Origin of the sequence: Listeria weihenstephanensis (assembly GCF_003534205.1) — a bacterium.
Lineage (GTDB): Bacteria > Bacillota > Bacilli > Lactobacillales > Listeriaceae > Listeria_A > Listeria_A weihenstephanensis.
The window spans coordinates 759,122-784,169 of the sequence record NZ_CP011102.1; the positions used below are offsets into that span (position 1 = coordinate 759,122).

Consider the following 25,048-nt stretch of genomic DNA (forward strand, 5'->3'; position numbering starts at 1 on the left):
ATAATTAGGAGGCTTCAGAAATGGCACAAAGTTATGATGATAGAAAAATAGTAAAAGCATACCGAAATTTAGCTCGTGAAGTAGTGAAGCGAGAGGATTTATATAGATTGATGGACCAATCGGCATTGTGTGAGCAGACGCAATTTTGGATGAAAAAGTTTAGAGAGCGAGAGATTACGGAACGCGATCGTATTTATATTTTCACGTTGGTAAGAGAGGCAGCTAGACGCGTTATGGGGCTCGAGGCTGTGATGGTGCAGCTAATTGGGGCATTCGTACTTGGTGATGGCAAAATTGCGGAAATGAAAACGGGAGAAGGGAAGACGCTCGTTTCGCTGTTTGTGATGTATATTGAGGTTTTGCGTGGGAATAAGGTGCATCTTGTAACGGCGAATGAATATCTCGCCAAGCGTGACCGTGAGGAAATTGGGCGCGTGCTGGAATATCTCGGTTTATCTGTGGGATTAAATATTTCTGGGCTTGATAAGGAACAAAAACAGGCGATTTATAAGGCGGACGTTATTTATGGCACGGCGTCGGAGTTCGGTTTTGATTATTTGCGTGATAATATGGTGCGGAAAACAGAGGATAAGGTCCAAACGGGGCTTGATTTTGTGCTGATTGATGAGGCGGATTCAATTTTGATTGATGAAGCACGGACGCCGCTTTTGATTTCGGACATCAAAGAGGAGAATTTGGAGCTATATAATGTCGCGGATAAACTTGTTCGGACGATGCTGACGGATGATTACGAAGTCGATGAGAAAAAGAAATTTGTCTGGCTGCATGATGCTGGAATCGAGAAGGCCGAGCGCTATTGGGAAATTGATTCGCTATACGCGGAGGAAAATCAGCCGTTACACCGAATCACGATGCTGCTCATGCGTGCTCATTTTTTGATGCATAAAGATAAGGATTATGTGGTTCTAGATGAGGAAGTATTAATTATTGATCCACATACAGGGCGAGCGCTGCCGGGACGACGTTTTAATGACGGTTTGCATCAAGCGATTGAGGCGAAAGAGGGCGTTGAGGTGCGTGAGGAATCGCGGACGCTAGCGACGATTACAGTGCAAAATTATTTCCGGATGTATAAGAAAATCTCAGGTATGACGGGGACAGCGAAGACTGAGGAAGAGGAATTCCGACATATTTATAATATGGATGTTGTTGTTATTCCGACTCATTTGCGGGTAAATAGGGTAGATAATGAAGATGAGGTTTTTTACACGAAGGAGCAAAAAGGCGCGGCGATTGTTTATGAAGTTTCGTGGCGTTATGAACGAGGTCAGCCAATTTTGATTGGGACATCCTCGATTAAGAGTAATGAGTGGGTCAGCGAACTGCTTACGAAAGCGGGAATTCCCCACCAAGTGCTAAACGCGAAAAATCATGAACAAGAGGCAGAAATCATTGCCCGTGCCGGTAAAAAAGGCATGGTGACACTTGCAACGAATATGGCGGGACGAGGCACGGATATTAAGCTCGACAAAGGTGTGTATAAACTCGGTGGCCTTGCCGTTATTGGAACAGAGCGCCATGAAAGTAGACGGATTGATTTACAGCTAATGGGACGTTCTGGGCGTCGTGGAGATCCCGGTTTTAGTAAATTTATTTTGTCGCTAGAAGATGAACTTGTGGATCATTTCGATAATAAACGCTGGGAAAAGTACATTCGTCGGATGAAGCGGAAATACAATTTTGATGATAGGCCTGTGCATTCGCGAAAAGTACACCAGATGATTCTGGAGGCGCAAAAACGCTTGGAAGGTTCGAACTACGATATCCGGAAAGATCTGCTCGCGTATGATGAGGTCATTGATATTCAACGTAAAAAAGTGTATGAAGAGCGTGATCGGCTTTTAGGTGAAGGTAAGCTGGGTGCTTTTTCTGAACGAATTTTGCGGGATGTGGCGGAGGATGTATTTTCGGAGCGCGAGCCAGATTTAGATCTGCGTTACGCTAAAATGGGGGAATTGCTTGGTGGCACGAAATTCCCGCATTCTTTTGACCAAGTAACGTTGATGTCACAGGAAGACGCTGTCGAAGCACTTATTTTTTGGCATCGGAAACAGCGAGCGAAGTTCCCGTCTGAAACGATCTATCAAATCGAGAAGGAAGTCTATTTAAATCTGCTTGACCAAATGTGGGTGATGCACTTGGATCAAATGGTGCAGCTCCGAGAAGGGATTCATTTACGTGCATACGGGCAACAAGATCCGCTCGTGATGTATCAAAAAGAAGGCGCGGAATTATTTACAAACTTCCAAGACCGCTATCATTTCTATTTTGCGCATGCTTTATTAGAACTCGATCCAGAGGGGCTCGTTCTCGGTTAGAAAGGAAATTACGTGAATTTAACGGGGAATTCTTGTAAAATGAACAAAGAGAAAAATAAAAAGGAAAGAGGGTAGAGTAAATGAAAGAATCGCTGTCTAAGTTCAAGAAGCTTTTTATCGACAATAAATTTGTGCTGGGATTGCTAATTTTCCTATTAGTAGCGCTAGACATTTATGTTTTAACAAAGATATCATTTATATTTGATCCGATCATGGTCATTATTGCCACGGTCGCGGCACCAATCATACTAGCCGGTATTGCATACTATTTATTCAATCCTCTCATTGATTGGCTTGAGAAAAAAGGCTGGAAACGTGGCTGGTCCATCGCTTTGCTATATGTTATTATCACAGGTCTGCTCGTACTCGTCTTTAGTTTTATTGTACCAGCTGTCAAAGAGCAAATTGTGAGCTTGGTGAAAACTTTCCCGTCTTACTGGGATAAAATCGTTGGGAAATTTAATGAGTTCTCCGAGTCACCGCTGTTTGATCAAGTAAAAGATAAGGTTCAAAATAATTTCAGTGATATTACGAAAGCTATTTCTGAAAAAGGCGGTACGTTTGTTAGTAGCGCTGTGGATAGCATTGGGAATGTCCTCGGAACGGTCACAGAAGTCGTGCTTGCTATTGTGACAATGCCACTCGTTTTATTCTATCTTTTAAAAGATGGCAAGAAGCTTCCAGACTATCTTTTGAGAATGCTACCGGTAAACTCGCGTGCGCATACACGTCAGGTTTTGCATGAATCAAACGGCCAAATTAGTTCGTATATTCGCGGTCAAATCATCGTTAGTTTCTGTATCGGGATATTGCTATTTATCGGCTACCTCATCATCGGTTTACCATACGCGTTGACGCTTGCGATTATTGCGGCATGTACGAGTATTGTACCGTACTTAGGGCCAGCGATTGCGATTACACCAGCGATTATCATTGCGATTGTGACGTCGCCGTGGTTATTGATCAAGTTAATTATCGTTTGGGTTGTCGTACAACTACTTGAAGGTAAATTCATCTCGCCACAAGTCATGGGTAAAACGCTCAAAGTGCATCCAATCACCATTTTATTTGTGATTCTTGTATCTGGAAAACTGTTCGGTGTATTAGGCGTTATTTTCGCGGTACCAGGTTATGCGGTGCTTAAAGTTATTGTGACGCATATGTTCGTGTGGTTTAAACGCGTTTCTGGGCTGTACGGGGAACAACCAGAGAGCGATTATGTACCCGAAGAAACAACGAAAAAATAAATCAAATGAAATTCTCATAAAGAACACAAGGGAATCTCATCGAATGCCTGTAATATAGGGAATGTAAACAAGGAACACAGTTAGTTTTACCCCCCTTTTTCTAACTGCGAATCCTTAAACTCCTTTTTTGACCAGCTCCCCCCTAGAGCTGGTCTTTTTTTTTGTGATCAGATGAATAAAAATACATAAATTCGTATAAAAATAAATGATTTTGTCATGAAAAGAATATTGTCTGAGATGTGAACGTCCCCTATTTATATAGAAACATTAGCTGGTAATTTAATGACATGTCCACTAGAACGGCGATAAGATATAAGTAGGAACAGAATTAAATGTAATAATGAAAACCTAAATTAAGTAATGTATAGAGAGGCGGGGGATATAAAGCTTTAGGGCAGGAGTAACAACAGTAGGGATTTCTTCATTAAGGGTAGATAGGCGAGAGAGAAAAGTCTACCACAGCATAATGATGCAACACTGATGCTACAGAATGTGTGATACATCACAATAGAAAAGGAGGATATGACTATTTTACATGAAAATCGATGTATAAATAGTTATGAATTTAATCATGAAAAAGAGAGAAAAGTTTGGCTTGAAAATTTTATCAGCGGCTATGATTGTTGCCTTGATAGTACCGAGTTCGATTGAGAATATCGCGACATCGGCGGACACTGGGGCAACTGTGAAAACGGAGCAGGCAAGCGAAAAAAAGTTTAGTCATAAAACAGAATATCCAATACAAAAGGGAACAGATGATGCAGAAGTTACGAGTACGGCGGTAAATCTAACGAGCACAGGGCTTGATTTACACGGTTTAGCAGGAGCAACACAGACCACTTACTTACGGTTCGCAGATGTTGTTTTACCAAGTGACGCGAAGATTTCCAATGCGTATATTTCATTCACAGCGCGCGACGCATCATCAGCAGCGAATGCTACGACAATTAATATAACCGGAGAACTTGGCACGCAGGCGGCTTTTGCAAGTACAGTTACCTCTTTTACAAGCCGCCAATTTACAGAGGCAGCAGTGAAAATGAATACGCCGGTTGTCGCAGTCAACACGGTTTTTAATACGAGTGATGTTTCTTCTATTGTAAACGAAATGCGCGCGAATACATCGGACATCAAAGACTACGTATTTAAAGTAACGGGTAGCGGAATTGGCTCATTCGTGATGCGTTCTTATGAATCAAACGTAGCAATGGCCCCAAAATTGGTGCTTGAATATACATCAGCATCAGGCGAATACAAAGCGAATATCGCGAGTACATCAGATGACGCAGAGGAGTATGGCGTCAATAAAACGATGGATTTGAACTCGGGGATGGAAATAGGCGGCTATTATTCAGCAACACTAACGCCAGCGTATAAAGAAATTTCCGGTTTTCGATTTGCCAATGTGGCATTGCCAGAAAATGCGAAAATTGAAGATGCTTATCTAGAATTCACGACTTATGCTACAGTGGCAAATCGTGTTTCCAATATGTCTATTTCATCAGAACTGGGCAATCCAGCGGCCTACACGAGTGCAGCAGGGAACATTAGTGGCCGTAACTACACCGGTTCTAGCGTGAAATATGAACAAGCTTCCTTCACAACAGCGAGACAAGTCATCCGAACGCCGAACCTCAAGAGTATTATCGATGAAACGCGCTTGATGGGCTGGCAAAATGGGAATTCTTTGGCGTTTAAAGTCGACGGCGACAACTATATTGGTAGCGTTTATCAAGGTGGTTCAGCCGCTGCCTACCAACCGAAATTAGTCATCAAATACAGCTATAGTGAAAATGGCGCAGTTGGTGACGATGTCGAAAAAGACCCAGCCAAACTCAAAAATATTTATATCAACGAAGTAGCAAGCATGGGTACGGACGCTCAGAAAGACGGATGGGTTGAGATTTTTAATAACAACGACTCGCCTGTCTTTTTTGAAAAAGATGTTTTTATCTCCGATGAAGCGAGTGCTTTAGGAAAATCAGAGCTGAAAAACCTCTATATACCTGCAAAAGGGTACCGAATTGTGAAAGCGGACGGGACGACGAATAATGCATCGGCGAACTTCACCTTGGGGGATCGCGACACAACGCTTTATTTAGCAACAAAATATGACGATAGCTTCCACAAAATAGATACGTTCGACGTGAAGAAGATGGCGTTTGGCGAAACAATGGGACGTTTCAACGACGGGGATTCGAATGTTGTTTCCTATAAACCAGGCACATATGAAAGCACGAATAACGACGCGAAACCACTTGTGGCTATTGCGCTGAATCAAAAACCAGGCATGTACAAAACTGGCTTTGATCTAACGCTGACATCGGATAGCGTCAACACGATTAAATATACACTAGATGGCACGGCGCCTAGTGAAACGAACGGTATTCTATACACTGGTCCAATATCGATTGATAAAACAATGACGGTAAAGGCCTATGCGTACAATGCGAAACAAAATAGCGGCGTCCAAACGTACGTCTATTCGATTCGTGAAGATGCGGAAAACGTACCACTGGCTAAAAAAGAATTCAGCGTCAAAACTGGCACGGATGATGCAGAAGTAAGCGCGACAGCCGTCAATTTAACGAGCACAGGCCTCGATTTGCACGGTCTCGTTGGCGCAGTACCACAATCAACTTTTGTGCGTTTTACGGATGTAGTTCTTCCAGCCGACGCGGTTATCAGCAAAGCGTATATCACATTCACAACGCGCGATGCATCTAGCCTACCGACGAATTTGACGATTTCTGGAGAAGTTGGAAATGGCAGTGCATTCAGCCCAGCAGTAACAACTTTCACCAATCGTCCACTGACAATGAATACCGTAAAAACAACGACTCCTGCCAAGGTAGCCGTGAACGACCTCGTAAACACAGCAGATTTAGCGCCAGTCATGGAAGAAATGCGTGCTGGCAATCCCGCCGTGACGAATCTCGTTTTCAAAATAGACGGGGATAAAACAGGATCTTATCTCGCACGTGCTTATGAATCAAACGCTGCAATGGCGCCGAAATTAGTCGTCGAATATTACTCAGGCTATGGCGATTTCACCGGTAAAGTCGCGACTACTTCCGATGATGCAGAAGAATACGGCACAGCAAAAGCAATCGATTTGGGCTCTGCGTTAGAAATCGGCGGGTACTACTCAACGAACCTAACTCCGGCGTACAAAGAAACGACAGCTTTGCGATTCACCAATGTTGCCATTCCAGAAACAGCCGAGATTGAAGATGCTTACATGGAATTCACGACTTACAACACCAATGCGGCAAAAGTGAGTTCTAACATGGAGATCCGTTCTGAACTTGGCAATCCTGAAACGTACAAAGCGGTAGCAGGAAACATCACCGCGCGTGAATATAGCAATTTGGCAGTGAAATATAGTCAACCAGCATTCACGGCGAGCAACCAGATTGTCCGTACCGCAAACTTGAAAGACATCATCGACGAAAATCGTTTAGCAGGCTGGAAAGATGGCCAAGCGATGGCGTTTCGCATAGATGGCGATAATTATATCGGTAGCGTTTATCAAGGCGGCAATGCCCAAGCAGCGAGGCTAGTTGTGACATATAAAAACAATGGGAAAGGCCCAGGAATCGCTGGCGCACTGACTACACCAGACAAAATTAAAAACGTCTATATCAACGAGTTATCATCAGAAGGCACCGCGAGCTCAAAAGCAGCATGGATTGAGCTTTATAACGACAATGATGTACCAGTTATTTTAGATAAAGGAATGTACTTGACGGACAAAACGAAGACGCTCGACAAATTCGAATTCTCCAACTTCCTGATTCCTGCAAAAGGCTACCGGATTCTGTATTCTGATAAGGCGACCGAGCTTGGAAATAACCATCTGAGTTTTGAAATCGGCGGCAGTGGTGATGTGATTTTATCCGCAAAAGTCGGTACAACGATGAAAACGGTGGACTCGATCAAGTATACGAAACAAGCGTACAACCAAACATTCGGACGCAAGCCAGATGCGAGTAAGAATTTGACGGTATTTAGTTCTGAAACATTCGCGAAAACGAACAACGATGGACAAGAAAATTATACCGTACAATTTAGCAAAGAACGAGGCGTTTACGATACCGGTTTTGAATTGAGCTTGTCTTCAAAGGCTGGAACAACCATCAAATATACGCTCGACGGCATCACAGATCCGAGCGCGACAAAAGGAACGGTCTACACAGGACCTATCACGATTAGTAAAACATCCGTCGTCAAAGTGTACGCATATGATGCGGACGGCAATACAGGCGTTATTTCAAGCACCTACGTTCTGCGTGACAACTACAAAAATGAAGTGACATCCGGATATCAATGGCAGTATAAAAACACGATAACAAGTGATGAATACGCGCAAGGCATTGACGATTTCCCGATTGTTTCCGAGACAGGAAGCGCGACGAGTCTGAACGCAACGACTTACGTACCAGGCACATTCGAGTATTTAGACACGCACATGAATAAAGGCGGAACGAATTACGTCAGTTATGCAGGCGCGAAAAAATTCGGACAAGTCAGCTCTGGGCAATACAATTCAGGTGTCGCGGTGAAATTCAATCGTGATTACGGTGCGAAAAAAGCAAAATACAACTTCTTTGATGCAACACAAGGCGAAGCATTCCCAGTTGTAGGTAAATTTAGCAAACTGGAACTAAAAGAAGGTCAAGACGGCCCACAAAATGACATCTACAATCTTGGTTACAACCGTTACGACGAAAAAGTAACCAACACGCTAGCGCAACAAATGAATAAGATTTCACTACACGCAAGATACGTGCATTATTTCTACAACGGAAAATATATGGGTGTGAAAACGATGCGTGAAGATTTCGGTCAAAATATGTTTGAAGAATACTTCGGCGGTAGCGATGATGATTATACGAAAATTCGCTTCCAAGATGGCTATTTTGTACCGGGAATTGTCGAGGCTGGCGATGGAAATACGGCAATTTTGACAAAAGTAAAAGCTGTTGCTGCAGCGAAAAACTTCCAGGAATTTAAGAATTATGTTGATGTGGAAGACATGATAAAAATGCAGATTCTATTCATGTTCGTGGATACGGAGCGCGAAGTAGATGCCGTCGTTTCGAATGATATTTTGAATGGAACTGGCGTTAAAATGAAATTCAACGTCAATGATACGGATGGTGCTTTCTACAATAATGGTGGTACTGGAACAAGTTATTCCGCGCTGGCGGGTGGCGGTGGAACGTATCGCTTTAAGTGGATCGATGCGACATCAAGACGCGGCGCTGGTGATTTCTTCGGGAATTTCTCTGGTGATAGCCAAACAGCAACCGCTGGAAATTTGGAATTCAAAACGCTCGTGAAGGATCAAGTTTTAGCACAAATTGGTCCAGCAAGTGGTGATTTCGCAGGTGCAGCAGGAGCCCCATTGTCGGTGGCAAATGTGAAGCAACTCATCGCGGATAACCAGAAAGAAATCGACGGGGCCTACAAACTGGATGCAGCATACATGGGCGCGAGAAGTACGATGTATAAAGATTGGCTGAATGTGCAAGTCAAAGTGCAAAACCAAACCGCAGATCGCGTGAAATATTCGCTCGAAATGTGGGCGAAATATGGCATGGCGCATACGTTGCAAGGTGTGAAAGTCGTGGCAAACGGTGCGGGTGTGGTGTTAGAAAATCCTAACGCTGGAACCGACGTTTACTACACAACAGACGGCAGCGACCCAATGGGCGCGAACGGCGTTGTTTCAAGTACTGCTACGAAATACGAAGCAGGAACAATACTGAACGCGAATGCCAAACTGACTGTACGTGCTTTTACAACGAACAATTGGGGACCACTAACGAAATAATAGATTGGAAAAGCCATTTATCTCATGTATACTGTGAGGTAAATGGCTTTTTATGTCGGGGGAGTTAAAAATGAGTGCTGGAAAAATGATAGTTGGTGTTGTAGGTGTGATCTATGCGGTGATTTTGGTTAATATTATTTACTATATGGTGCAGACGAAAGCTGGGTTGGCATTTCCAGTTTGGATTCAAATCGTACTTGGTGTTTGTTTCTTATTTGTCTCGCTGTCTAATTTGAAAGCGAAACATTATATTTTCGGCAGTCTTTTTGCTAGCGCGGTGATTTTGATTGCAGCAAGTGTGATTGTAACTAGCTGGTTCGCTTGACTAGGAGGCTTTGGATGATGCAATGGTATGAAATCGAGTATCAAGATGCTGTGTGGGATAAGTTTGATAGGCGCTACGTATTTAAACCGTCGCCTTCTATTCTTAAAATAAAAATACGATGCTAGGCATGAACGGCGCTAGCATCGTATTTTTTGTGTTAAAAGAAACGGCGAATAATTGTTTTTAGGGGTGGCATTTTGCTAAAGCGATGGTCTTCTGTGATGGAACGGATTTCAAATTTTGTATAGCCAAGCGCTTCGTCCATCACGATTTTCCCTGGGAGTGGCGCGGCGTTGCTGTCTACCGCGATATCGATAATCACTGGAAGGGAAGCATTGCGCGCGGCTTTGAAGGCTGATTCGAGCTCGTCGAATGTTTCTACGCGAAAACCTAGACCGCCACAGCTTTCAGCGAACTGAGCGTAGTTGATATCCGGAAGGTCAATCGCGTAATTTAGCTCGCCGGCGGATTGTTGTTCATACTTAATGAAAGAAAGTTCTTTATTATTGAGAACAATGACGATCATCGGCATCTTATAGCCTACTGCTGTGACGAAATCTTGCATAACCATCGAGAATCCGCCGTCCCCTGTAATGGCGATAACTTGGCGATCTGGGAAGGCTTGTTTGGCAGCAATCGCTCCGGGAAGCGCGCAGCCCATTGTTCCAAGCCATGCGGAAATCAAGAAATCATTGTGATGACCGAGGTGTAAATAGCGGGTGCTCCAAACGGTAGAAGTTCCAACATCGATGGAGAAGATAGTGTCTTTGTCGGCGATTTTTTGGACCTGTGCCATGACGGCTTCTGGCGCGATCGGAGTCGTTGTTTTCGCCTCGTCTTCGCGAAGCCATTTCCACCAGTTGGCCATGTTTTCTTGACTGGCTTCCAGAAAGGCGCGCGTCGCTATGTAATCAGTTGCTTCGATTAGAGCGGTTAGCGCTTCTTTCGCATCTCCTACAATACCGACAGTTGCTGGGAAGCGGTGGCCAATTTTTGCTGGGTCAATATCGATTTGGATACTTTTCACGCTTTCTTGTGGTAGGTAGTCTGTATAGGGGTAATCATTGCCAATCATAAGTAATAGATCCGCGTCTTGCATCGCTTCATAGGCAGGTTTCGTGCCGATTTTACCAAGGTTTCCTAGGAAGTTCGGATGGTCATCTGGCATGATTCCTTTGGCTGGTAAGGAGATGATGACGGGTGTTTTCGTATGTTCGGAAAATTGGACGAGCGCTTCTTTGGCATGTTTGGTTCCGACGCCAGCTAGGATCACAGGGTTTTTGGCGGATTTGATAAGTTCGGCCGCTTGGGCGATGCTTTCTGTAGAGATTTCAGGCTTAACTTGTTGGAAAACTTCTTGTTTGGCAGCTACGGTATGGTTGATTTCTGTGAGCAGGATATCATTTGGAATCGTTAAAACAGCGACTCCTTTTTTCTCGTAAGCAGTGCGAATGGCTACGTCCACGATGTCTGGCAATGTTTCGGCGTCTTCGATTTGTTTATTGAAAACGGCGACATCGGTAAATAAGGTTGGTAAGTCGACTTCTTGGAAATATTTTGTGTTGGCGACGCTGGTTGGAACTTGGCCTGCTAGAACGAGCATGGGAACGTTATCCATTTTGGCGTCGTACATGCCGTTTAGCATATGAATTGCGCCGGGGCCACCGATGGCTAAAGCAACGCCGATTTTGCCAGTGAGTTTCGTATATGACGAGGCCGCAAGTGTTGCGACTTCCTCGTGGCGGACGTGAATGAATTTGATAGTATCCTGTTCTTTGCGGAGCGCGTCAACCACAGTATCGATAGAATCACCTGGGATCCCGTAGACATGATCGATGTCCCAATTTTTTAAGACGTTAACGAGCGCTGTACTTGCTTTCATTTTTGACATGATTTATCTTCCTCCTTAGTGAAATTAACTACATTCTTTTTTTACCCTATCGTATAAATGGAAAACTTTTTGGAATAGAGTGAAAGTTGATATTGAATATTGTTTGGGGAATTAGTATGATGGGAGTAGGGCTATTATTTAGAAAATTGAATATGGCGCTTCAAGACCTACTCATTTTGGAGCAAACGGTTGAGATATTAAAGAAACATAGGGATCTAGAAGAAACAGTCGCTGGGCGTGAGGCATTTGACAGGGCACTGCAAGAATTAGTTGGGTAAATTTCCCGCAGGTGGTTGAAGTAGTCCGAAAATTATGCTAAACTTCATATACAGATCGGAGGAGTTTGATGGGAAACAATAATTCATTTTTCAGAAAAAAGAAATTTCATTTAGAAACTAGCGGGTCGCAGCATTTGAATAAGACGTTGGGTGCTTTTGATTTAACGATGCTTGGCGTCGGAGCTGTAGTTGGGGCAGGTATTTTTATTTTACCAGGAGAAATTGCCTCTATGTATGCGGGACCAGGAATCATTATTTCATTTATTATTGCAGGGTTGGCTTGCTGTTTGGCGGCACTTTGTTATTCAGAATTCGCTTCTAAACTGCCGATTGCGGGTAGTGCGTATACATATAGTTACCACGTGTTCGGTGAAGGAATTGCATGGATACTAGGGTGGTCATTATTGCTTGAGTATGGGCTGGCTGTTGCTGCAGTAGCAAGTGGTTGGGCATCCTACGTAAAAAGTCTTCTGGCAGGTTTTAGTCTCCATATTCCAGATGCAATATCAGGCTCTTATAACCCTGAAAAAGGCACTTATTTCGACGTTTTAGCTTTTTCAATCATTATTATTATTGGTATTTTACTAAGTTTAGGGATTAAAGAGTCAACGCGTGTGAATAATATTATGGTACTTTTGAAAGTAGCGGTCGTTGTTTTATTCATCGTTGTCGGTGTTTTCTATGTAAAACCAGATAACTGGACGCCGTTCTTGCCGTTTGGATTTAGCGGTGTTATTACGGGGGCGTCGATGGTATTCTTCGCTTATATCGGTTTTGACGCGGTTTCAACGGCATCGGAAGAAGTAAAAAATCCACAGCGTAACATGCCAATCGGTATCATTTCATCGCTAGCTATTTGTACGCTTTTATACATCTTGCTATCCGGTGTTTTGACAGGGATTGTGCCTTATGGTGATCTAGAAGGAGTTAGCGCACCTGTTGCCTTTGCACTCCAAGCAATCGGACAAAATTGGTTTGCAGGATTACTTTCACTCGGCGCGATTGTTGGGATGACGACGGTAATTCTCGTTATGTCTTACGGTGGAACACGTTTGCTGTTCGCTATGGGTCGTGATGGTTTGCTACCGAAAAGTTTCTCTAAATTAGGAAAACGCAATACACCAGTTCGAAACACGTTAATTTTCGCGATATCGATGGGTCTAGTTTCAGGTATTGTACCACTAGCGCAATTGGCCGAATTGATTAATATCGGAACATTGTTCGCATTTTCGATGGTATCTCTAGGAATTTTCTTCTTACGTAAAAATAAGGATTTACCGACAGCTGGATTTAAAACACCGCTATATCCTTATGTGCCAGCATTGTCATTCCTATTGTGTGTCTACTTGATCTTGAATCTTTCCGCAATTACATGGATCTCATTTGCAATCTGGTTCGTGATTGGATTGGTCGTTTATTTCGTTTATGGAAGAAGACATTCCAAATTAAACGCATAATTTAAAAAAAGAGAATCCTTGAAAGATCGGATTCTCTTTTTATTGGGAAATGAGTTTTGAAATGTAAAAATCGGAATTTTGTATTTTGACGACGCGTTCAAGATCAAAATCACTACGTTCACGACAAATTTGGTTTTTGACGCTATTTTTATGATACGCTAAATGTAAAAAAGATAAGGGAGCTTCTTGTCGTGAGAAAAATTATTGCAGCGGGCCTGATTTTTATAGCTATTATTTTTATTGGAATGGCATGGTTTAGTTACTCGAAAAAAGAAGAAATTCGAAATCGGAGTCAACAAGTGAGGCAGGATTTATATCGAAAAGTAAATGATGAAATGAAATTAAGGCAATGTCCAATACAGCGGTTATTTAGAGGAGAATAATATGTTTTTTCACATAGTAAAGAAGAAAGCAGTTTTATTTGATCGGTATATGCGAGTTTACGCGGACAGCAGGAGGTTGTATTTTATTCAAGTCGGTGGGGATTTTTTATAATCGGCAAGCTTTTGATGCGAGTGTCGGGGCTAATAGCATAGGAAGCTTATTGTTTTATTTTCCGTATCAACTAGCAAAGAAGAAACAGGCAAGGCGCGTGGAGGAATGTGACGATTTGGCCCGTAAGAAGGCATTCATGACGCTATTACAGAAACCCGCGAATTTTAAATTAGAGTTAAAAGAAATAGTCAAAATAGAGCTACGGACGAAAAATATTTGGAATCAGTTCTGGTCTAATCACAATCGGGTGATTCGCGTGTATATGGCAAACGGTAAGTATTATCGGTTCGAAATTCCATTCGGAGAAACAGTCGAAAATATTGTTTTGCAATTAGAATCTGCGGGTGTAAAAATCAGCAATAAAATCGAGGAGTGAGTGTAACACGGTTACTTTGAAACTCATTTTCTATATTATCTGTACGATAGCAGCTGCATCTTTGGCATTCTATACTTTTGAAAAGAAGGAATGGAGAAGAGGGCTCCGATATTTAATGGCATTCATAATTTTCGTGATTGGATTAGAGTTATTCCGAGAAGTGAGGTCCATTATCTTCAATGATTTAGGAGTGAACTGGCCGTCTTGATTGCAGTGGTTGATAGAAAACTAGAAAAGCACTAGAAAAAGCGTTGAAAAGACATACAAACTGTCTTTTCAACGCTTTTTTTCATATCTTATCAAACGAACTATGATACAAATCCTCAGCCCAATCGCACCATTCAAGCTCTTGCGTGCAAAGGTCATCGCGACGCTTCACGATCAAATAGCGTCCAAATGAATTGCGCCATTCTTCTTTTCGAGTCGGGTCTTTCTGCAAAATTTCTAGTTCTGCAAGTTTCGGTTTGTTAATCGTGGCTCTTTTTTTATAATGTCTGCGGCGATCGTTAAAAAGCTGCACAACAGTGTTTTTATCCATCAAAGCGATCACGTAGATCTTAGCGAGGAACTCATCGCGACTAATCGGCTCGGGTGTATCTTCCAAAACCCAGTCGCTCACGGCTTGCACACCTTTATCGGTAAGCGAATAGATTTTTTTCGTCGTATCTGGATCTGCCTCGAACTGTACGTAGCCTTCTGCCTCCATTTTACCTAGAACCGTATAGATTTGACTGTGATGCGCTTGCCAAAATAGTTCCATATATTGTTTTAATTCGTAGCCTGTACAGGATTTTCTAGCGAGCATACATAGCAAAACATAACTCAGTGTATTCAATTTGAACCCCTCCAACGCAACTTTTATTCGTTTAGTATACCATATCCTATTTAAAAATACATGTAAAAACAAACATGTCAATATTGACATAAAAGCTATGTCAGGAGTATAATCAAAATAAGGTAATAAACAAACAGGAGTGGTAGACGTGGTAGAAGGAAAAGTACTAGAAAATAAAGAAGAAGGCGTTTTAAAAAGTTTGCTGCATCAGCCAAAATCGGCTTTAGCAGTAGCTTTTTCATGTGTTGTCGCTTTTATGGGCATTGGTTTAGTAGATCCGATATTAAAATCAATTTCGGAACAACTGCATGCAACACCAGCGCAAACATCATTATTATTTACGAGTTATATGTTAGTAACGGGGGTTGTGATGCTATTTACAGGCTTTATATCTAGTCGAATCGGAGCCAAAATGACATTGCTCATCGGACTTATTATTATTATTATTTTTGCATCACTCGGCGGACTATCACAATCTGTTGGACAATTAGTTGGCTTGCGGGCAGGCTGGGGGCTAGGAAACGCGCTCTTTATTTCAACAGCACTGGCAACAATTATCGCTGTTAGTTCTGGCGCAACGGAAAAAGCGATTATCATGTACGAAGCAGCAATGGGACTTGGAATGTCAGTCGGACCACTTGTTGGCGGAGTTCTTGGTAGCATCACTTGGCGCGCGCCATTTTTCGGGGTAGCAGTTTTAATGGCAGTTGGATTTGTAGCGATCATCATGTTGCTAGATCCAATTCCCAAACCAAAAGTGAAATCGAAATTCTGGGGTTCATTGACAGCCCTCCGTCATAAAGGGTTACTTGTCACAGGTTTAACAGCACTTTTTTACAACTTCGGATTTTTCACATTACTCGCATATTCGCCATTCTTAATGGTAGGATATAGCGCGATTCAAGTCGGACTCGTGTTCTTCGGTTGGGGCTTAATGCTTGCGATTTCGTCTGTTTTTGTAGCGCCGCGATTGGAAGAAATGTGGGGTACGAAACTTGTAATGATGGGAGCTTTGGCGTTTTTCGCGATTGTGTTGATCATTATGGGCATTGGCGCAAATCACAGTACGATCATATCGGTTTGCATCGTGATAGCAGGCTTTTTCCAAGGGATCAATAACACGCTAATCACATCGGCGGTGATGGTCGTTTCACCAGTAGAACGCGCGACAGCCTCATCAGCATACAGTTTCATCCGCTTCACAGGTGGTGCCATCGCGCCTTGGCTTGCTGGTAGTTTGGCCGTTTGGTTCAACCCACATGTGACGTTTTATGTAGCAGGATTAGCAGTACTTATCGGAATTATGATTTTGCTCGTAGGAAGAAAAGCATTGACAGCACTTGATTAAATGGAGGTATTAGCATGAAATTAGCCGTATTAATTGCAGACGATCAACTATCAAAAAAAATCTTGAGAAAAACATTGGAACTATGTCAAGCACTCGCAGAGCCACCGGAAATCACGCTCATACATGTGATCAATGCCAAAGCAATTGCCGAGGACATTGAGGTTGGCGTTAATGTGGAAGAAAATTTAGCGACAGATGCACAGAAAATGCTTGCTGAAAAAGGTTCGGTGCTAAACGAAGCAGATTTGGTATATGGAACAGTTATTCTAAATGGTTTCCCAGCAAAAGAAGTGACAAAATATGCGGCGGATTCTGAGATTGACATGTTGATTATGGGACATCACGATTTATCGCTCGTTCAAAAAGTGACGATCGGAAGCGTAGCAAAAAAAGTGATAGAGCACGCCGAGTGTCCCGTATTATTAATTAAATAACACAAAAGAAGTACTGCAAACGGCTGTTCAAGCGGGTTTGTAGTACTTTTTTGTGGATGAATACAATATTGGATTACGACAATACACTAAGTCGAGGTGTGAAAATAGGCCGTATCAAAAGGTAATACACTAAGAGTATCTGTATTGGTGTGATTGTTTTTAACGTTGGTAAATAGGCGTTTTTAGATTGATACACTAAAGTTGGCACGGAAATTGCTATATTACTAAGTGGAGTTAAATTTAATTATGTAGGAGGGAAACAGATGGTAGGAATTATCCTCGCAACACATGGTGAATTTGCTGAAGGTATCTTGCAATCCGGAACAATGATATTCGGTGAACAAGAAAACGTAAAAGCAATCACTCTGATGCCAAGCGAAGGCCCTGATGATGTGAAGGCGAAAATGCAAGAAGCTATTGCGTCATTTGATAACCAAGATGAAGTACTATTCTTGGTCGATCTATGGGGAGGAACACCATTCAACCAAGCAAACGGTTTATTCGAAGACCACAAAGATAAGTGGGCGATCGTAGCTGGACTAAATTTGCCAATGTTGATTGAAGCGTTCTCATCACGTTTTACAATGAATTCTGCACATGAAATTGCAGCAAGCATTATGGGACCTGCGAAAGAGGGCGTCCGCGCTAAACCAGAAGAATTGCAACCACAAGAAGTAGTGGCAGAACAAGCTACGTCACAAGAAACACTTGCTCCAAACACAGTTGTTGGTGACGGCAAAATCAAATTTGTTTTAGTACGTGTAGATTCTCGTTTATTACACGGTCAAGTAGCAACGGCATGGACAAAATCAACTAATCCAAGTCGGATTATCGTTGTTTCTGACGCGGTCTCCAAAGATGATCTTCGCAAAAAATTAATCGAACAAGCAGCACCACCAGGCGTTAAAGCCAATGTTATTCCAGTCGAGAAAATGATTGAGATTTCAAAAGACACTCGTTTTGGAAATACAAAAGCGCTTCTATTATTCGAAAACCCACAAGATGTTCTCCGTGCTGTAGAAGGCGGCGTTGATATCGAACAAGTGAATGTCGGTTCCATGGCTCACTCAGTCGGTAAAGCAGTTGTAAGTAAAGTACTTGCAATGGGTCCAGATGACGTAAAAGCATTTGAAGAATTAAAAGCAAAAGGTATCAAATTTGACGTTCGTAAAGTTCCAAATGATTCAAGCGCGAACATGGATGAGATTCTTAAAAAAGCAAAATCGGAGTTAAGTGCACAGAAATAAAATTAAAATGGGAGGTTTATTATGTCTGTAATAGCAATTATTTTAGTAATACTTATTGCCTTTCTAGCTGGTATTGAAGGAATTCTAGATGAATTTCAATTCCATCAGCCGCTAGTAGCATGTACATTAATCGGTCTAGTAACAGGTAACTTAACAGCATGTATTATCCTTGGCGGAACACTTCAAATGATCGCACTTGGTTGGGCGAATATTGGAGCAGCCGTAGCACCAGATGCAGCACTTGCATCTATCGCATCAGCAATTATTTTAGTATTAGGTGGACAAGGCGTTGCGGGTATTCCGTCTGCGATTGCCATTGCAATTCCACTTGCAGTAGCAGGACTTTTCTTAACAATGATCGTTCGTACATTGGCAGTTCCAATCGTGCATTTAATGGATAGAGCGGCAGCCAAGGGAAGCTTCAGAGAACTTGAGTGGTTGCATATTGGTGCAATCTGTATGCAAGGTCTTCGTATCGCGATTCCAGCAGCAGCACTTTTATTTATTCCAGCACAAACAGTTCAATCTTTCTTAGAATCAATGCCAGCTTGGTTGACTGACGGTATGGCTATTGGTGGGGGAATGGTAGTAGCAGTAGGTTATGCACTCGTTATCAACATGATGGCAACAAAAGAAGTATGGCCATTTTTCATCATCGGTTTTGTCGTAGCAGCAATTTCACAATTAACACTTATTGCACTAGGGGCTCTAGGTGTCGCGTTAGCACTTATTTACCTTAACCTTTCTAAAATGGGTGGCGGTAATTCAAACGGTGGTGGCGGAGGTAACTCTAAAGATCCGCTTGGCGACATCCTAAACGACTATTAAACTGAAAAAAAGGAGGAGAAAAGAATGGCAGAAGCAGAAAAAATCGTATTAACGAAAAAAGATCGTCTAAGCGTTGCATGGCGCTCAACGTTCATTCAAGGTTCTTGGAACTATGAACGTATGCAAAATGGCGGCTGGGCTTTCTCAATGATTCCAGCAATTAAAAAATTATATAAATCAAAAGAAGACCGTTCAGCGGCGATGAAACGTCACTTGGAATTCTTTAATACACATCCATATGTAGCATCACCAATTCTTGGAGTAACACTTGCACTGGAAGAAGAACGTGCAAATGGTGCGCCAGTTGATGACGTAGCAATCCAAGGGGTTAAGGTTGGTATGATGGGACCTTTAGCTGGTATCGGTGACCCGGTATTCTGGTTCACAATTCGTCCAATGCTAGGTGCACTAGGAGCTTCTCTTGCAATCAGCGGGAATATCCTTGGCCCAATCATTTTCTTCGTAGCTTGGAACATTATTCGTTGGGGCTTCATGTGGTATACACAAGAATTTGGCTACAAAGCCGGTTCTAAAATTACAGACGATCTTTCTGGTGGTATCTTGCAAGACATTACAAAAGGTGCCTCCATACTCGGGATGTTCGTACTCGCCGCCTTGGTTCAGAGGTGGGTATCCATTCAGTTTGCGCCTATAATATCCAAGGTTAAATTAGATGAAGGTGCCTATATCGATTGGGACAAACTTCCAAAAGGCGCTGAAGGTATCAAAACAGCACTAGAACAACAAAATGCAGGTTTAGCACTTTCTGAAATAAAAGTAACGACTTTACAACAAAACTTGGACAACTTAATTCCAGGACTTGCAGCATTGCTACTTACATTCTTCTGTATGTGGTTGCTTAAGAAAAAAATCAGTCCAATCATCATCATTCTAGGACTATTCGTAGTTGGTGTAGTTGGTCACCTAATCGGACTTCTGTAAAAATATAAGCCGATAAAAAAGAGGCTGGTGCAATTTTGCTAGCCTCTTTTTATTGGTATATTGGTCAAAAAAACGTATAATGAAATAAAATAGGTGAAAAAGAAATGGAGCGAATGTAGTTGGTTGTTCAATCACTAAACACAAAGGTAGACATGAAAATAGATGCGACTGCTTTTACAGGGCTTACAGATTACGGCGAAATAATGATTGGCGATAAGGGGTTTGAATTTTATAACTCGCGCGATGCCCGTAAATTTATCCAAATTCCGTGGGAAGAAGTCGATCAAGTCATCGTTTCTGTGATGCTAAAAGGTAAGTGGATTCCGCGTTATGCGATTAAAACGAAGCGTAATGGTACCTTTACTTTTGCCTCAAAAAGACCAAAAGAAGTACTCCGAGCGGTTAGGGTTTATGTAGATCCAGCTAATATGGTTAGCTCTATCAGCTTTATGGACGTTATGAAGCACTCGTTTAAGTCGATATTTACGAGGAAGAAGAAGAAAAAGAAATGAGTAGCCATGCGCGTATAATATCCGTATAAAAAGCACTATAAACCATTCTCTATCAATGGCTTATAGTGCTTTTTAGCATGGCGACAGACACTGAGGCATAGCGGGAGCATCATGTAAAGTGGCTTTTATTCATCTTCTAATTCACGTAAGAAACTAATGGCTTGTTTGTAAGCTGGCATGCCGTCGTCTGTATTTTTATCGAAATCATGTTCCAAGTTTTGAACGGTGAAAAGTTTATTTTGAAAAGTAGTCTGGGCGATTTTTTCTGCTTCGCTGTATGGGACGTCGTTGTCTGTAGTGCTATGCGCGATGAATATGGGTGGTAAGAAGCTGAAATCACGCATATCTTCAAGGGAGAATGGGTCTAAATCGGTGTCTGTGTGTGGACCGAATATCTCATTAAGCCACTTCCCAGTTTGACGGCAGTAAATATAGAGAGCATAGCGTTTTTCGATGAAGCCTTCGGTAAGTTCTGAGTTGCCAGTCAGAGCTTCTTTAAAATCCTCGGGAATCGTTGGTAGTTTTGCATAATGCGGGCTCGGGTTTTGGTACCAGGAGCCAGTGATGGAAGCATAGCCGTAGAAGGATAAAACAGCGGCGGCGCTTGGAAGTGTCGCGTCAGCAGCGGCTTGGAGCGCTAGATAGGCGCCAGCGGAACGGCCGAACAGGATAAAGGCACTAGGAACACCGAACTCAGCGCGGGCGTTTGCTTCAAACCAAGAAATCGCATCCTGTACATCTTCGTAAATCGCTGAGAGCTTTGTTTCAGGTGCAAGCCGATAATCAACGGCGAAAAAATGATAGCCAGCCTCCAGAAAAAGATCGCGATAGACCTCGGGCAAGTCGTTACGCAGGCCCCAAATCAAGCCGCCACCATGAAAATAAATAATGGTTTTAGATGCGTCAGGGCGCGTGCTTCGGTAGAAATCGCCTTTGAGATCTAAGCCGTTTTTATGGGCAAAAGTGATAGTTTGCAAGTGGATTCATCTCCTTATGTATTGATGGAGAAATCGTAACATAGTAGCGGTGAAATCACAATGAAAAGATGTGCGCGAAGAAATAGTAGGTTGGTCATCGGTAAATCACGCATGAAATACTGGTACTCTGGGCTTTGTTACGATACAATTTATGAATCATTATAATCATTAGTAACAATTTCGGGGCGTCAATTAGCCACAATGAACAAAAGGTGTACAAGGTTTTTATCGCTTTTAAACGATGCTTTCATAACTTAAAACGCTTACACTTTAATAGTAGCGAAGAGTATAGAAATGAAATTCAGAGGAACAAGACGAAAGGTGGACTTTTAACGATGGACAAAATTTTTCAAGATGTAGCTGAGAATGTAGCATGGCTTTCGGGAATTGGTGCGGATCCTACTGGTGGCACGACGCGTTTGCTCTACTCGGATTATTGGGTGGAAGCGCAACAAGGCGTGAAGAAGAAAATGGATGATGCGGGATTCACGACGTATTTTGATGATATCGGCAATCTTTTTGGTCGTGTGGAAGGTTCTACATATAAGGATGAGACGATTATGTCTGGTTCTCATATTGATACAGTGGTTAACGGCGGGAAACTGGACGGTCAGTTCGGCGTTCTGGCAGCGTATTTAGCGATAAAATATTTGAAGGAGAAGCATGGTCAGCCGCTTCGGAATTTGGAAGTTATTTCGATGGCGGAAGAAGAAGGAAGTCGCTTTCCATATGTTTTCTGGGGAAGCAAGAACTTCTTTGGACTTGCGAATAAGGATGAGATGGCGGATGTTGCGGATTTTGAAGGTGTGAAATTCGTGGATGCAATGCGTGGCGCTGGTTTTGATTTCCGCGATGAAACGAAGCCGCTGCGTGATGACATTAAGGCGTTCGTTGAGATTCATATCGAGCAAGGTAAAGTATTGGAAAACGAGGGCAAGGCGGTTGCGGTGGTGAACAGTATCGCTGGTCAACGACGCTACACGATTGTGCTAAATGGCGAATCAAATCACGCAGGGACAACGCCGATGAGCTATCGGAAAGACACGGTTTATGCGTTTAGTAAAATCGTGACGCAATCCATTGATAAAGCGAAAAAAATTGGCGACCCCCTTGTGCTTACTTTCGGAAAAGTAGAGCCGAAGCCAAATACGGTGAATGTGGTTCCAGGTGAGACGCTATTCACGATGGATTGCCGTCATACGGATGAGGCAGAATTGCACAGCTTCACGGCAGAAATTGAGCAAGATATGAAAACAATTTGTGCAGAAATGGGCATCGATATCTCCATTGATTTATGGATGGACGAAGCGCCAGTACCGATGGATCCACATATTGTTTCGGTTCTAGAAGGCGTTTGTAAAAAAGAAGGTTTGAATTATCGTGTGATGCATAGTGGCGCGGGTCATGATTCTCAGATTTTCGCACCGCGTGTACCGACGGCGATGTTCTTCGTGCCAAGTATCGGCGGTATCAGCCACAATCCAGCAGAGGATACAAAAACAGAAGACTTGGTTGAAGGTGTGAAAGCATTGACTGAGGCATTATACGAATTAGCATATAAATAGGGAGTGAATCAAAAAATGGAAAATGAAACAGCAACAATGAAAAAGGGGCTCCAGTATTGGCAGCAGATTATTATTATTTTATGTTTAGGTTGGGTTGTTATTTGGATTTATCGCAGTGTTTTAACTCCGATTTTTCCAGAAATTCAACAAACGATTGGTCAGCATTCGGATGCACAGATGGGCTTGATCGCTAGTTTTTACTTTTTTGCTTACACGGGGATGCAGATTCCAGCGGGGATTTTAGTCGATAAATTTGGGAAGAAAGTTGTTCTGATTCCTGGTTTCTCGCTATTCGCCATCGCAGCACTTGTGATTGGTACAGCGCAAAACTTGGAAATGATTTATCTTGGTAGCTTGCTTGCAGGTCTTGGTTGTGGATCTTACTATGGTGCGGCTTACTCGCTGTCATCTGAGAATATTCCAGCTGAAAAACGTGGACTTTCAACGGCGATTATCAATAGTGGTTCCGCGCTTGGTATGGGTATTGGGCTAATTGCTTCTAGTCTGCTCGTGAAATCGGTCGGAATGAACTGGCAAATCATGCTTTTCATTATCGCTGGTTTGATTGTTGTGATGATCTTTGTTTTTGCAAGTGTGATTAAGAGTTCGCCAAAAGTGGATCGTTCTGCGGTAGCAAAAGCGAAGGCGGCACCAAAGGGAAAAGCGCCGATCAAAAACTTGTTTACAGGTCGGATGATCGCGTCGTACATCCTTTATTTCGCAACGTGTTACGGGTATTATATGGTCGTGACATGGTTGCCATCTTTCTTACAACAAGAACGTGGATTCCAGGGCGTTGCGATTGGATTTTCAGCCGCACTTGTAGCCTTTTCCGCGATTCCAGGGGCATTGTTTTTCAGTAGAATGTCGGATAAATTCAGCACGAAAAAAGTTCGATTCATCGTTAGTTTGACGGTTGCAGCAGCGTTAATGTTAATGCTTACAGTGCTTGCACCGACTTCGGGCATCTTGCTTGTTGGTCTGGTTTTATATGGATTGCTAGGAAAACTGGCGGTAGAACCAATTCTGATCTCTTACGTGGCAGATAGCGCACCGAAAAAAGGCTACGGAACATCATTTGGCGTGTTCAACTTTTTCGGAATGAGTTCATCCGTTATCGCACCATTTTTGACAGGCGTTATCTCCGACTCGACGGGATCAAAAGTAATGGGCTTCTATATTTCGGCGATTATTCTCGTTATTGGAGCAATTGTATTCTTGATTGCGAATATTAAGAGCAAGAAAATAGCTTAAAGAATGATGGAATCAGTGTTTTCGAGCGCTGATTCCAATTATAATTTGGAAAAGAGAGGTTTTTAAGATGGGTTACAGAAATAAGAATACGGGTTATGTGAGTGATATTCTCGCTTCGAGATCGGTGATAAAGCGTGGCAACTACGCGATTATTCCGCCGAATGGTTTGGTGAATAATTCGATTCCGGGTTTTGAGAACTGCGAATTGTCGATTTTAGCAACGCCGAAATTGGGTGCTTCTTTCGTTGATTATATTATCACGTTGCTGGATGGCGGCCAAAATAAGACTGGTTTTGGCGCACCTGGCGTGGAGACTTTCTTCTATTGTTTAGAGGGGAGAATAACGGTTTGGGCGGATGACGCGAAACATACCCTTGAGGCTGGTGGCTACATTTATTGCCCAGCAGGTGTGATTTTGAAATTTGAAAATGATAATGGTGGCGTAAATAGTGAAGCTTTCCTTTATAAGAAGAAATATGAGGTGGTTGCTGGTTACGAGGCGCATGTGATCGTGGAAAATGTGGCGAATCTGGAGAAAATCGCGTATGAAGGCATGGAAGATGTGATTTTACAAAACTTATTGCCTGCGGATCTGGGTTTTGATATGAATTTCCACATTTTGAGCTTTGAGCCTGGTGCGTGTCACGGTTATATTGAAACGCATTATCAAGAGCATGGCGCGTATATGTTGTCTGGCGAAGGTGTTTATAATTTGGACAACGAATGGGTGCCAGTTAAAAAAGGTGATTATTTATTCATGGGTGCGTATGTGCCACAAGCGACGTATGCGGTAGGACGCGGCGAAGCATTCAGTTATTTGTATTCGAAAGACTGTAATCGCGATCCACAATTATAAGAA

The 25,048-nt window shown here is 42.6% G+C and carries 20 protein-coding genes; 17 read left to right on the forward strand and 3 right to left on the reverse strand.

What is annotated here, in order from left to right:
- Nucleotides 1-20: 20 nt before the first annotated feature.
- From secA2 to UE46_RS03700, 4 genes are all read left to right on the forward strand, one after another.
- Nucleotides 21-2,339 carry an accessory Sec system translocase SecA2 gene (gene secA2, locus UE46_RS03685; protein WP_036059604.1) on the forward strand — a complete coding sequence of 773 codons (2,319 nt, stop codon included), beginning with the start codon at nucleotides 21-23 and terminating at the stop codon, nucleotides 2,337-2,339.
- A gap of 80 nt (nucleotides 2,340-2,419) precedes the next feature.
- Nucleotides 2,420-3,586, forward strand: a complete 1,167-nt coding sequence (locus UE46_RS03690) for an AI-2E family transporter (RefSeq protein ID WP_036059603.1) — start codon at nucleotides 2,420-2,422, stop codon at nucleotides 3,584-3,586.
- A gap of 571 nt (nucleotides 3,587-4,157) precedes the next feature.
- Nucleotides 4,158-9,425: an FN3 associated domain-containing protein gene (locus UE46_RS03695; RefSeq protein WP_233230980.1), complete on the forward strand. Its 5,268-nt coding sequence runs from the start codon at nucleotides 4,158-4,160 to the stop codon at nucleotides 9,423-9,425.
- A gap of 70 nt (nucleotides 9,426-9,495) precedes the next feature.
- Complete coding sequence (locus UE46_RS03700; RefSeq protein WP_036059599.1) at nucleotides 9,496-9,750, forward strand: hypothetical protein; 255 nt, start codon at nucleotides 9,496-9,498, stop codon at nucleotides 9,748-9,750.
- Nucleotides 9,751-9,907: 157 nt separating this feature from the next.
- Here the strand turns inward: UE46_RS03700 and UE46_RS03705 are convergent, their stop codons facing one another.
- Entirely contained in the window at nucleotides 9,908-11,641 is a 1,734-nt protein-coding gene (locus UE46_RS03705) for a pyruvate oxidase (protein ID WP_036059598.1), read from the reverse strand.
- Nucleotides 11,642-11,757: 116 nt separating this feature from the next.
- On the opposite strand from UE46_RS03705, the gene UE46_RS16245 reads away from it, so the two are divergent.
- The 4 genes from UE46_RS16245 (at nucleotide 11,758) to UE46_RS03720 (ending at nucleotide 14,247) form a co-directional block, all read left to right on the forward strand.
- Nucleotides 11,758-11,919 (forward strand): hypothetical protein, encoded by a 162-nt coding sequence (locus UE46_RS16245; protein WP_159103085.1) that lies wholly within the window; start codon nucleotides 11,758-11,760, stop codon nucleotides 11,917-11,919.
- Nucleotides 11,920-11,987: 68 nt separating this feature from the next.
- Nucleotides 11,988-13,376, forward strand: a complete 1,389-nt coding sequence (locus UE46_RS03710) for an amino acid permease (protein WP_036059597.1) — start codon at nucleotides 11,988-11,990, stop codon at nucleotides 13,374-13,376.
- A 191-nt stretch (nucleotides 13,377-13,567) separates the two neighbouring features.
- Nucleotides 13,568-13,759 carry a hypothetical protein gene (locus UE46_RS03715; RefSeq protein WP_036059595.1) on the forward strand — a complete coding sequence of 64 codons (192 nt, stop codon included), beginning with the start codon at nucleotides 13,568-13,570 and terminating at the stop codon, nucleotides 13,757-13,759.
- A gap of 95 nt (nucleotides 13,760-13,854) precedes the next feature.
- Nucleotides 13,855-14,247, forward strand: a complete 393-nt coding sequence (locus tag UE46_RS03720) for a hypothetical protein (RefSeq protein WP_036059593.1) — start codon at nucleotides 13,855-13,857, stop codon at nucleotides 14,245-14,247.
- A 289-nt stretch (nucleotides 14,248-14,536) separates the two neighbouring features.
- Here UE46_RS03720 and UE46_RS03725 read toward each other — a convergent pair whose 3' ends face one another.
- A complete protein-coding gene (locus UE46_RS03725; RefSeq protein WP_036059591.1) occupies nucleotides 14,537-15,082 on the reverse strand; it encodes a PadR family transcriptional regulator in 546 nt (181 codons plus the stop codon).
- Nucleotides 15,083-15,230: 148 nt separating this feature from the next.
- Between UE46_RS03725 and UE46_RS03730 the strand changes: the two genes are divergently transcribed.
- From UE46_RS03730 to UE46_RS03755, 6 genes are all read left to right on the forward strand, one after another.
- Entirely contained in the window at nucleotides 15,231-16,430 is a 1,200-nt protein-coding gene (locus UE46_RS03730) for an MFS transporter (protein WP_051492832.1), read from the forward strand.
- A gap of 14 nt (nucleotides 16,431-16,444) precedes the next feature.
- On the forward strand, nucleotides 16,445-16,864 hold the full coding sequence (locus tag UE46_RS03735; RefSeq protein ID WP_118907406.1) for a universal stress protein: 420 nt from the start codon (nucleotides 16,445-16,447) through the stop codon (nucleotides 16,862-16,864).
- A 263-nt stretch (nucleotides 16,865-17,127) separates the two neighbouring features.
- The gene (locus tag UE46_RS03740; protein ID WP_036059585.1) at nucleotides 17,128-18,111 is read left to right on the forward strand and encodes a mannose/fructose/sorbose PTS transporter subunit IIA; all 984 of its coding nucleotides are present in this window, start codon (nucleotides 17,128-17,130) and stop codon (nucleotides 18,109-18,111) included.
- Nucleotides 18,112-18,132: 21 nt separating this feature from the next.
- A complete protein-coding gene (locus tag UE46_RS03745) occupies nucleotides 18,133-18,939 on the forward strand; it encodes a PTS mannose/fructose/sorbose transporter subunit IIC (protein WP_036059583.1) in 807 nt (268 codons plus the stop codon).
- 24 nt (nucleotides 18,940-18,963) lie between these two features.
- Nucleotides 18,964-19,881, forward strand: a complete 918-nt coding sequence (locus tag UE46_RS03750; RefSeq protein ID WP_036059580.1) for a PTS system mannose/fructose/sorbose family transporter subunit IID — start codon at nucleotides 18,964-18,966, stop codon at nucleotides 19,879-19,881.
- Nucleotides 19,882-20,000: 119 nt separating this feature from the next.
- Nucleotides 20,001-20,393, forward strand: coding sequence for a DUF956 family protein (locus tag UE46_RS03755; protein WP_077912470.1), 393 nt, complete (start codon nucleotides 20,001-20,003; stop codon nucleotides 20,391-20,393).
- Between the two features lie 125 nt (nucleotides 20,394-20,518).
- Here the strand turns inward: UE46_RS03755 and UE46_RS03760 are convergent, their stop codons facing one another.
- Entirely contained in the window at nucleotides 20,519-21,370 is an 852-nt protein-coding gene (locus tag UE46_RS03760) for an alpha/beta hydrolase (RefSeq protein WP_051492831.1), read from the reverse strand.
- 335 nt (nucleotides 21,371-21,705) lie between these two features.
- On the opposite strand from UE46_RS03760, the gene allC reads away from it, so the two are divergent.
- The 3 genes from allC to allE all read left to right on the forward strand — a co-directional run bounded on the left by allC (nucleotide 21,706) and on the right by allE (nucleotide 25,045).
- Nucleotides 21,706-22,935, forward strand: coding sequence for an allantoate deiminase (gene allC / locus UE46_RS03765; protein ID WP_118907407.1), 1,230 nt, complete (start codon nucleotides 21,706-21,708; stop codon nucleotides 22,933-22,935).
- A 15-nt stretch (nucleotides 22,936-22,950) separates the two neighbouring features.
- The gene (locus UE46_RS03770; protein WP_118907408.1) at nucleotides 22,951-24,189 is read left to right on the forward strand and encodes an MFS transporter; all 1,239 of its coding nucleotides are present in this window, start codon (nucleotides 22,951-22,953) and stop codon (nucleotides 24,187-24,189) included.
- Between the two features lie 67 nt (nucleotides 24,190-24,256).
- Nucleotides 24,257-25,045, forward strand: a complete 789-nt coding sequence (allE, locus tag UE46_RS03775; RefSeq protein ID WP_036059579.1) for a (S)-ureidoglycine aminohydrolase — start codon at nucleotides 24,257-24,259, stop codon at nucleotides 25,043-25,045.
- Nucleotides 25,046-25,048 lie beyond the last annotated feature (3 nt).

Excerpts from the sequence above, each read along its gene's own strand:
- UE46_RS03770 (WP_118907408.1), top strand. The coding sequence starts at position 22,951 with ATGGAAAATGAAACAGCAACAATGAAAAAGGGGCTCCAGTATTGGCAG.
- UE46_RS03690 (WP_036059603.1), top strand. The coding sequence starts at position 2,420 with ATGAAAGAATCGCTGTCTAAGTTCAAGAAGCTTTTTATCGACAATAAA.
- secA2 (WP_036059604.1), top strand. The coding sequence starts at position 21 with ATGGCACAAAGTTATGATGATAGAAAAATAGTAAAAGCATACCGAAAT.
- UE46_RS03745 (WP_036059583.1), top strand. The coding sequence starts at position 18,133 with ATGTCTGTAATAGCAATTATTTTAGTAATACTTATTGCCTTTCTAGCT.
- UE46_RS03750 (WP_036059580.1), top strand. The coding sequence starts at position 18,964 with ATGGCAGAAGCAGAAAAAATCGTATTAACGAAAAAAGATCGTCTAAGC.
- UE46_RS03710 (WP_036059597.1), top strand. The coding sequence starts at position 11,988 with ATGGGAAACAATAATTCATTTTTCAGAAAAAAGAAATTTCATTTAGAA.
- UE46_RS03740 (WP_036059585.1), top strand. The coding sequence starts at position 17,128 with ATGGTAGGAATTATCCTCGCAACACATGGTGAATTTGCTGAAGGTATC.
- UE46_RS03705 (WP_036059598.1), bottom strand. The coding sequence starts at position 11,641 with ATGTCAAAAATGAAAGCAAGTACAGCGCTCGTTAACGTCTTAAAAAAT.
- UE46_RS03700 (WP_036059599.1), top strand. The coding sequence starts at position 9,496 with ATGAGTGCTGGAAAAATGATAGTTGGTGTTGTAGGTGTGATCTATGCG.
- allE (WP_036059579.1), top strand. The coding sequence starts at position 24,257 with ATGGGTTACAGAAATAAGAATACGGGTTATGTGAGTGATATTCTCGCT.
- UE46_RS16245 (WP_159103085.1), top strand. The coding sequence starts at position 11,758 with ATGATGGGAGTAGGGCTATTATTTAGAAAATTGAATATGGCGCTTCAA.
- UE46_RS03735 (WP_118907406.1), top strand. The coding sequence starts at position 16,445 with ATGAAATTAGCCGTATTAATTGCAGACGATCAACTATCAAAAAAAATC.
- UE46_RS03695 (WP_233230980.1), top strand. The coding sequence starts at position 4,158 with ATGAAAAAGAGAGAAAAGTTTGGCTTGAAAATTTTATCAGCGGCTATG.
- allC (WP_118907407.1), top strand. The coding sequence starts at position 21,706 with ATGGACAAAATTTTTCAAGATGTAGCTGAGAATGTAGCATGGCTTTCG.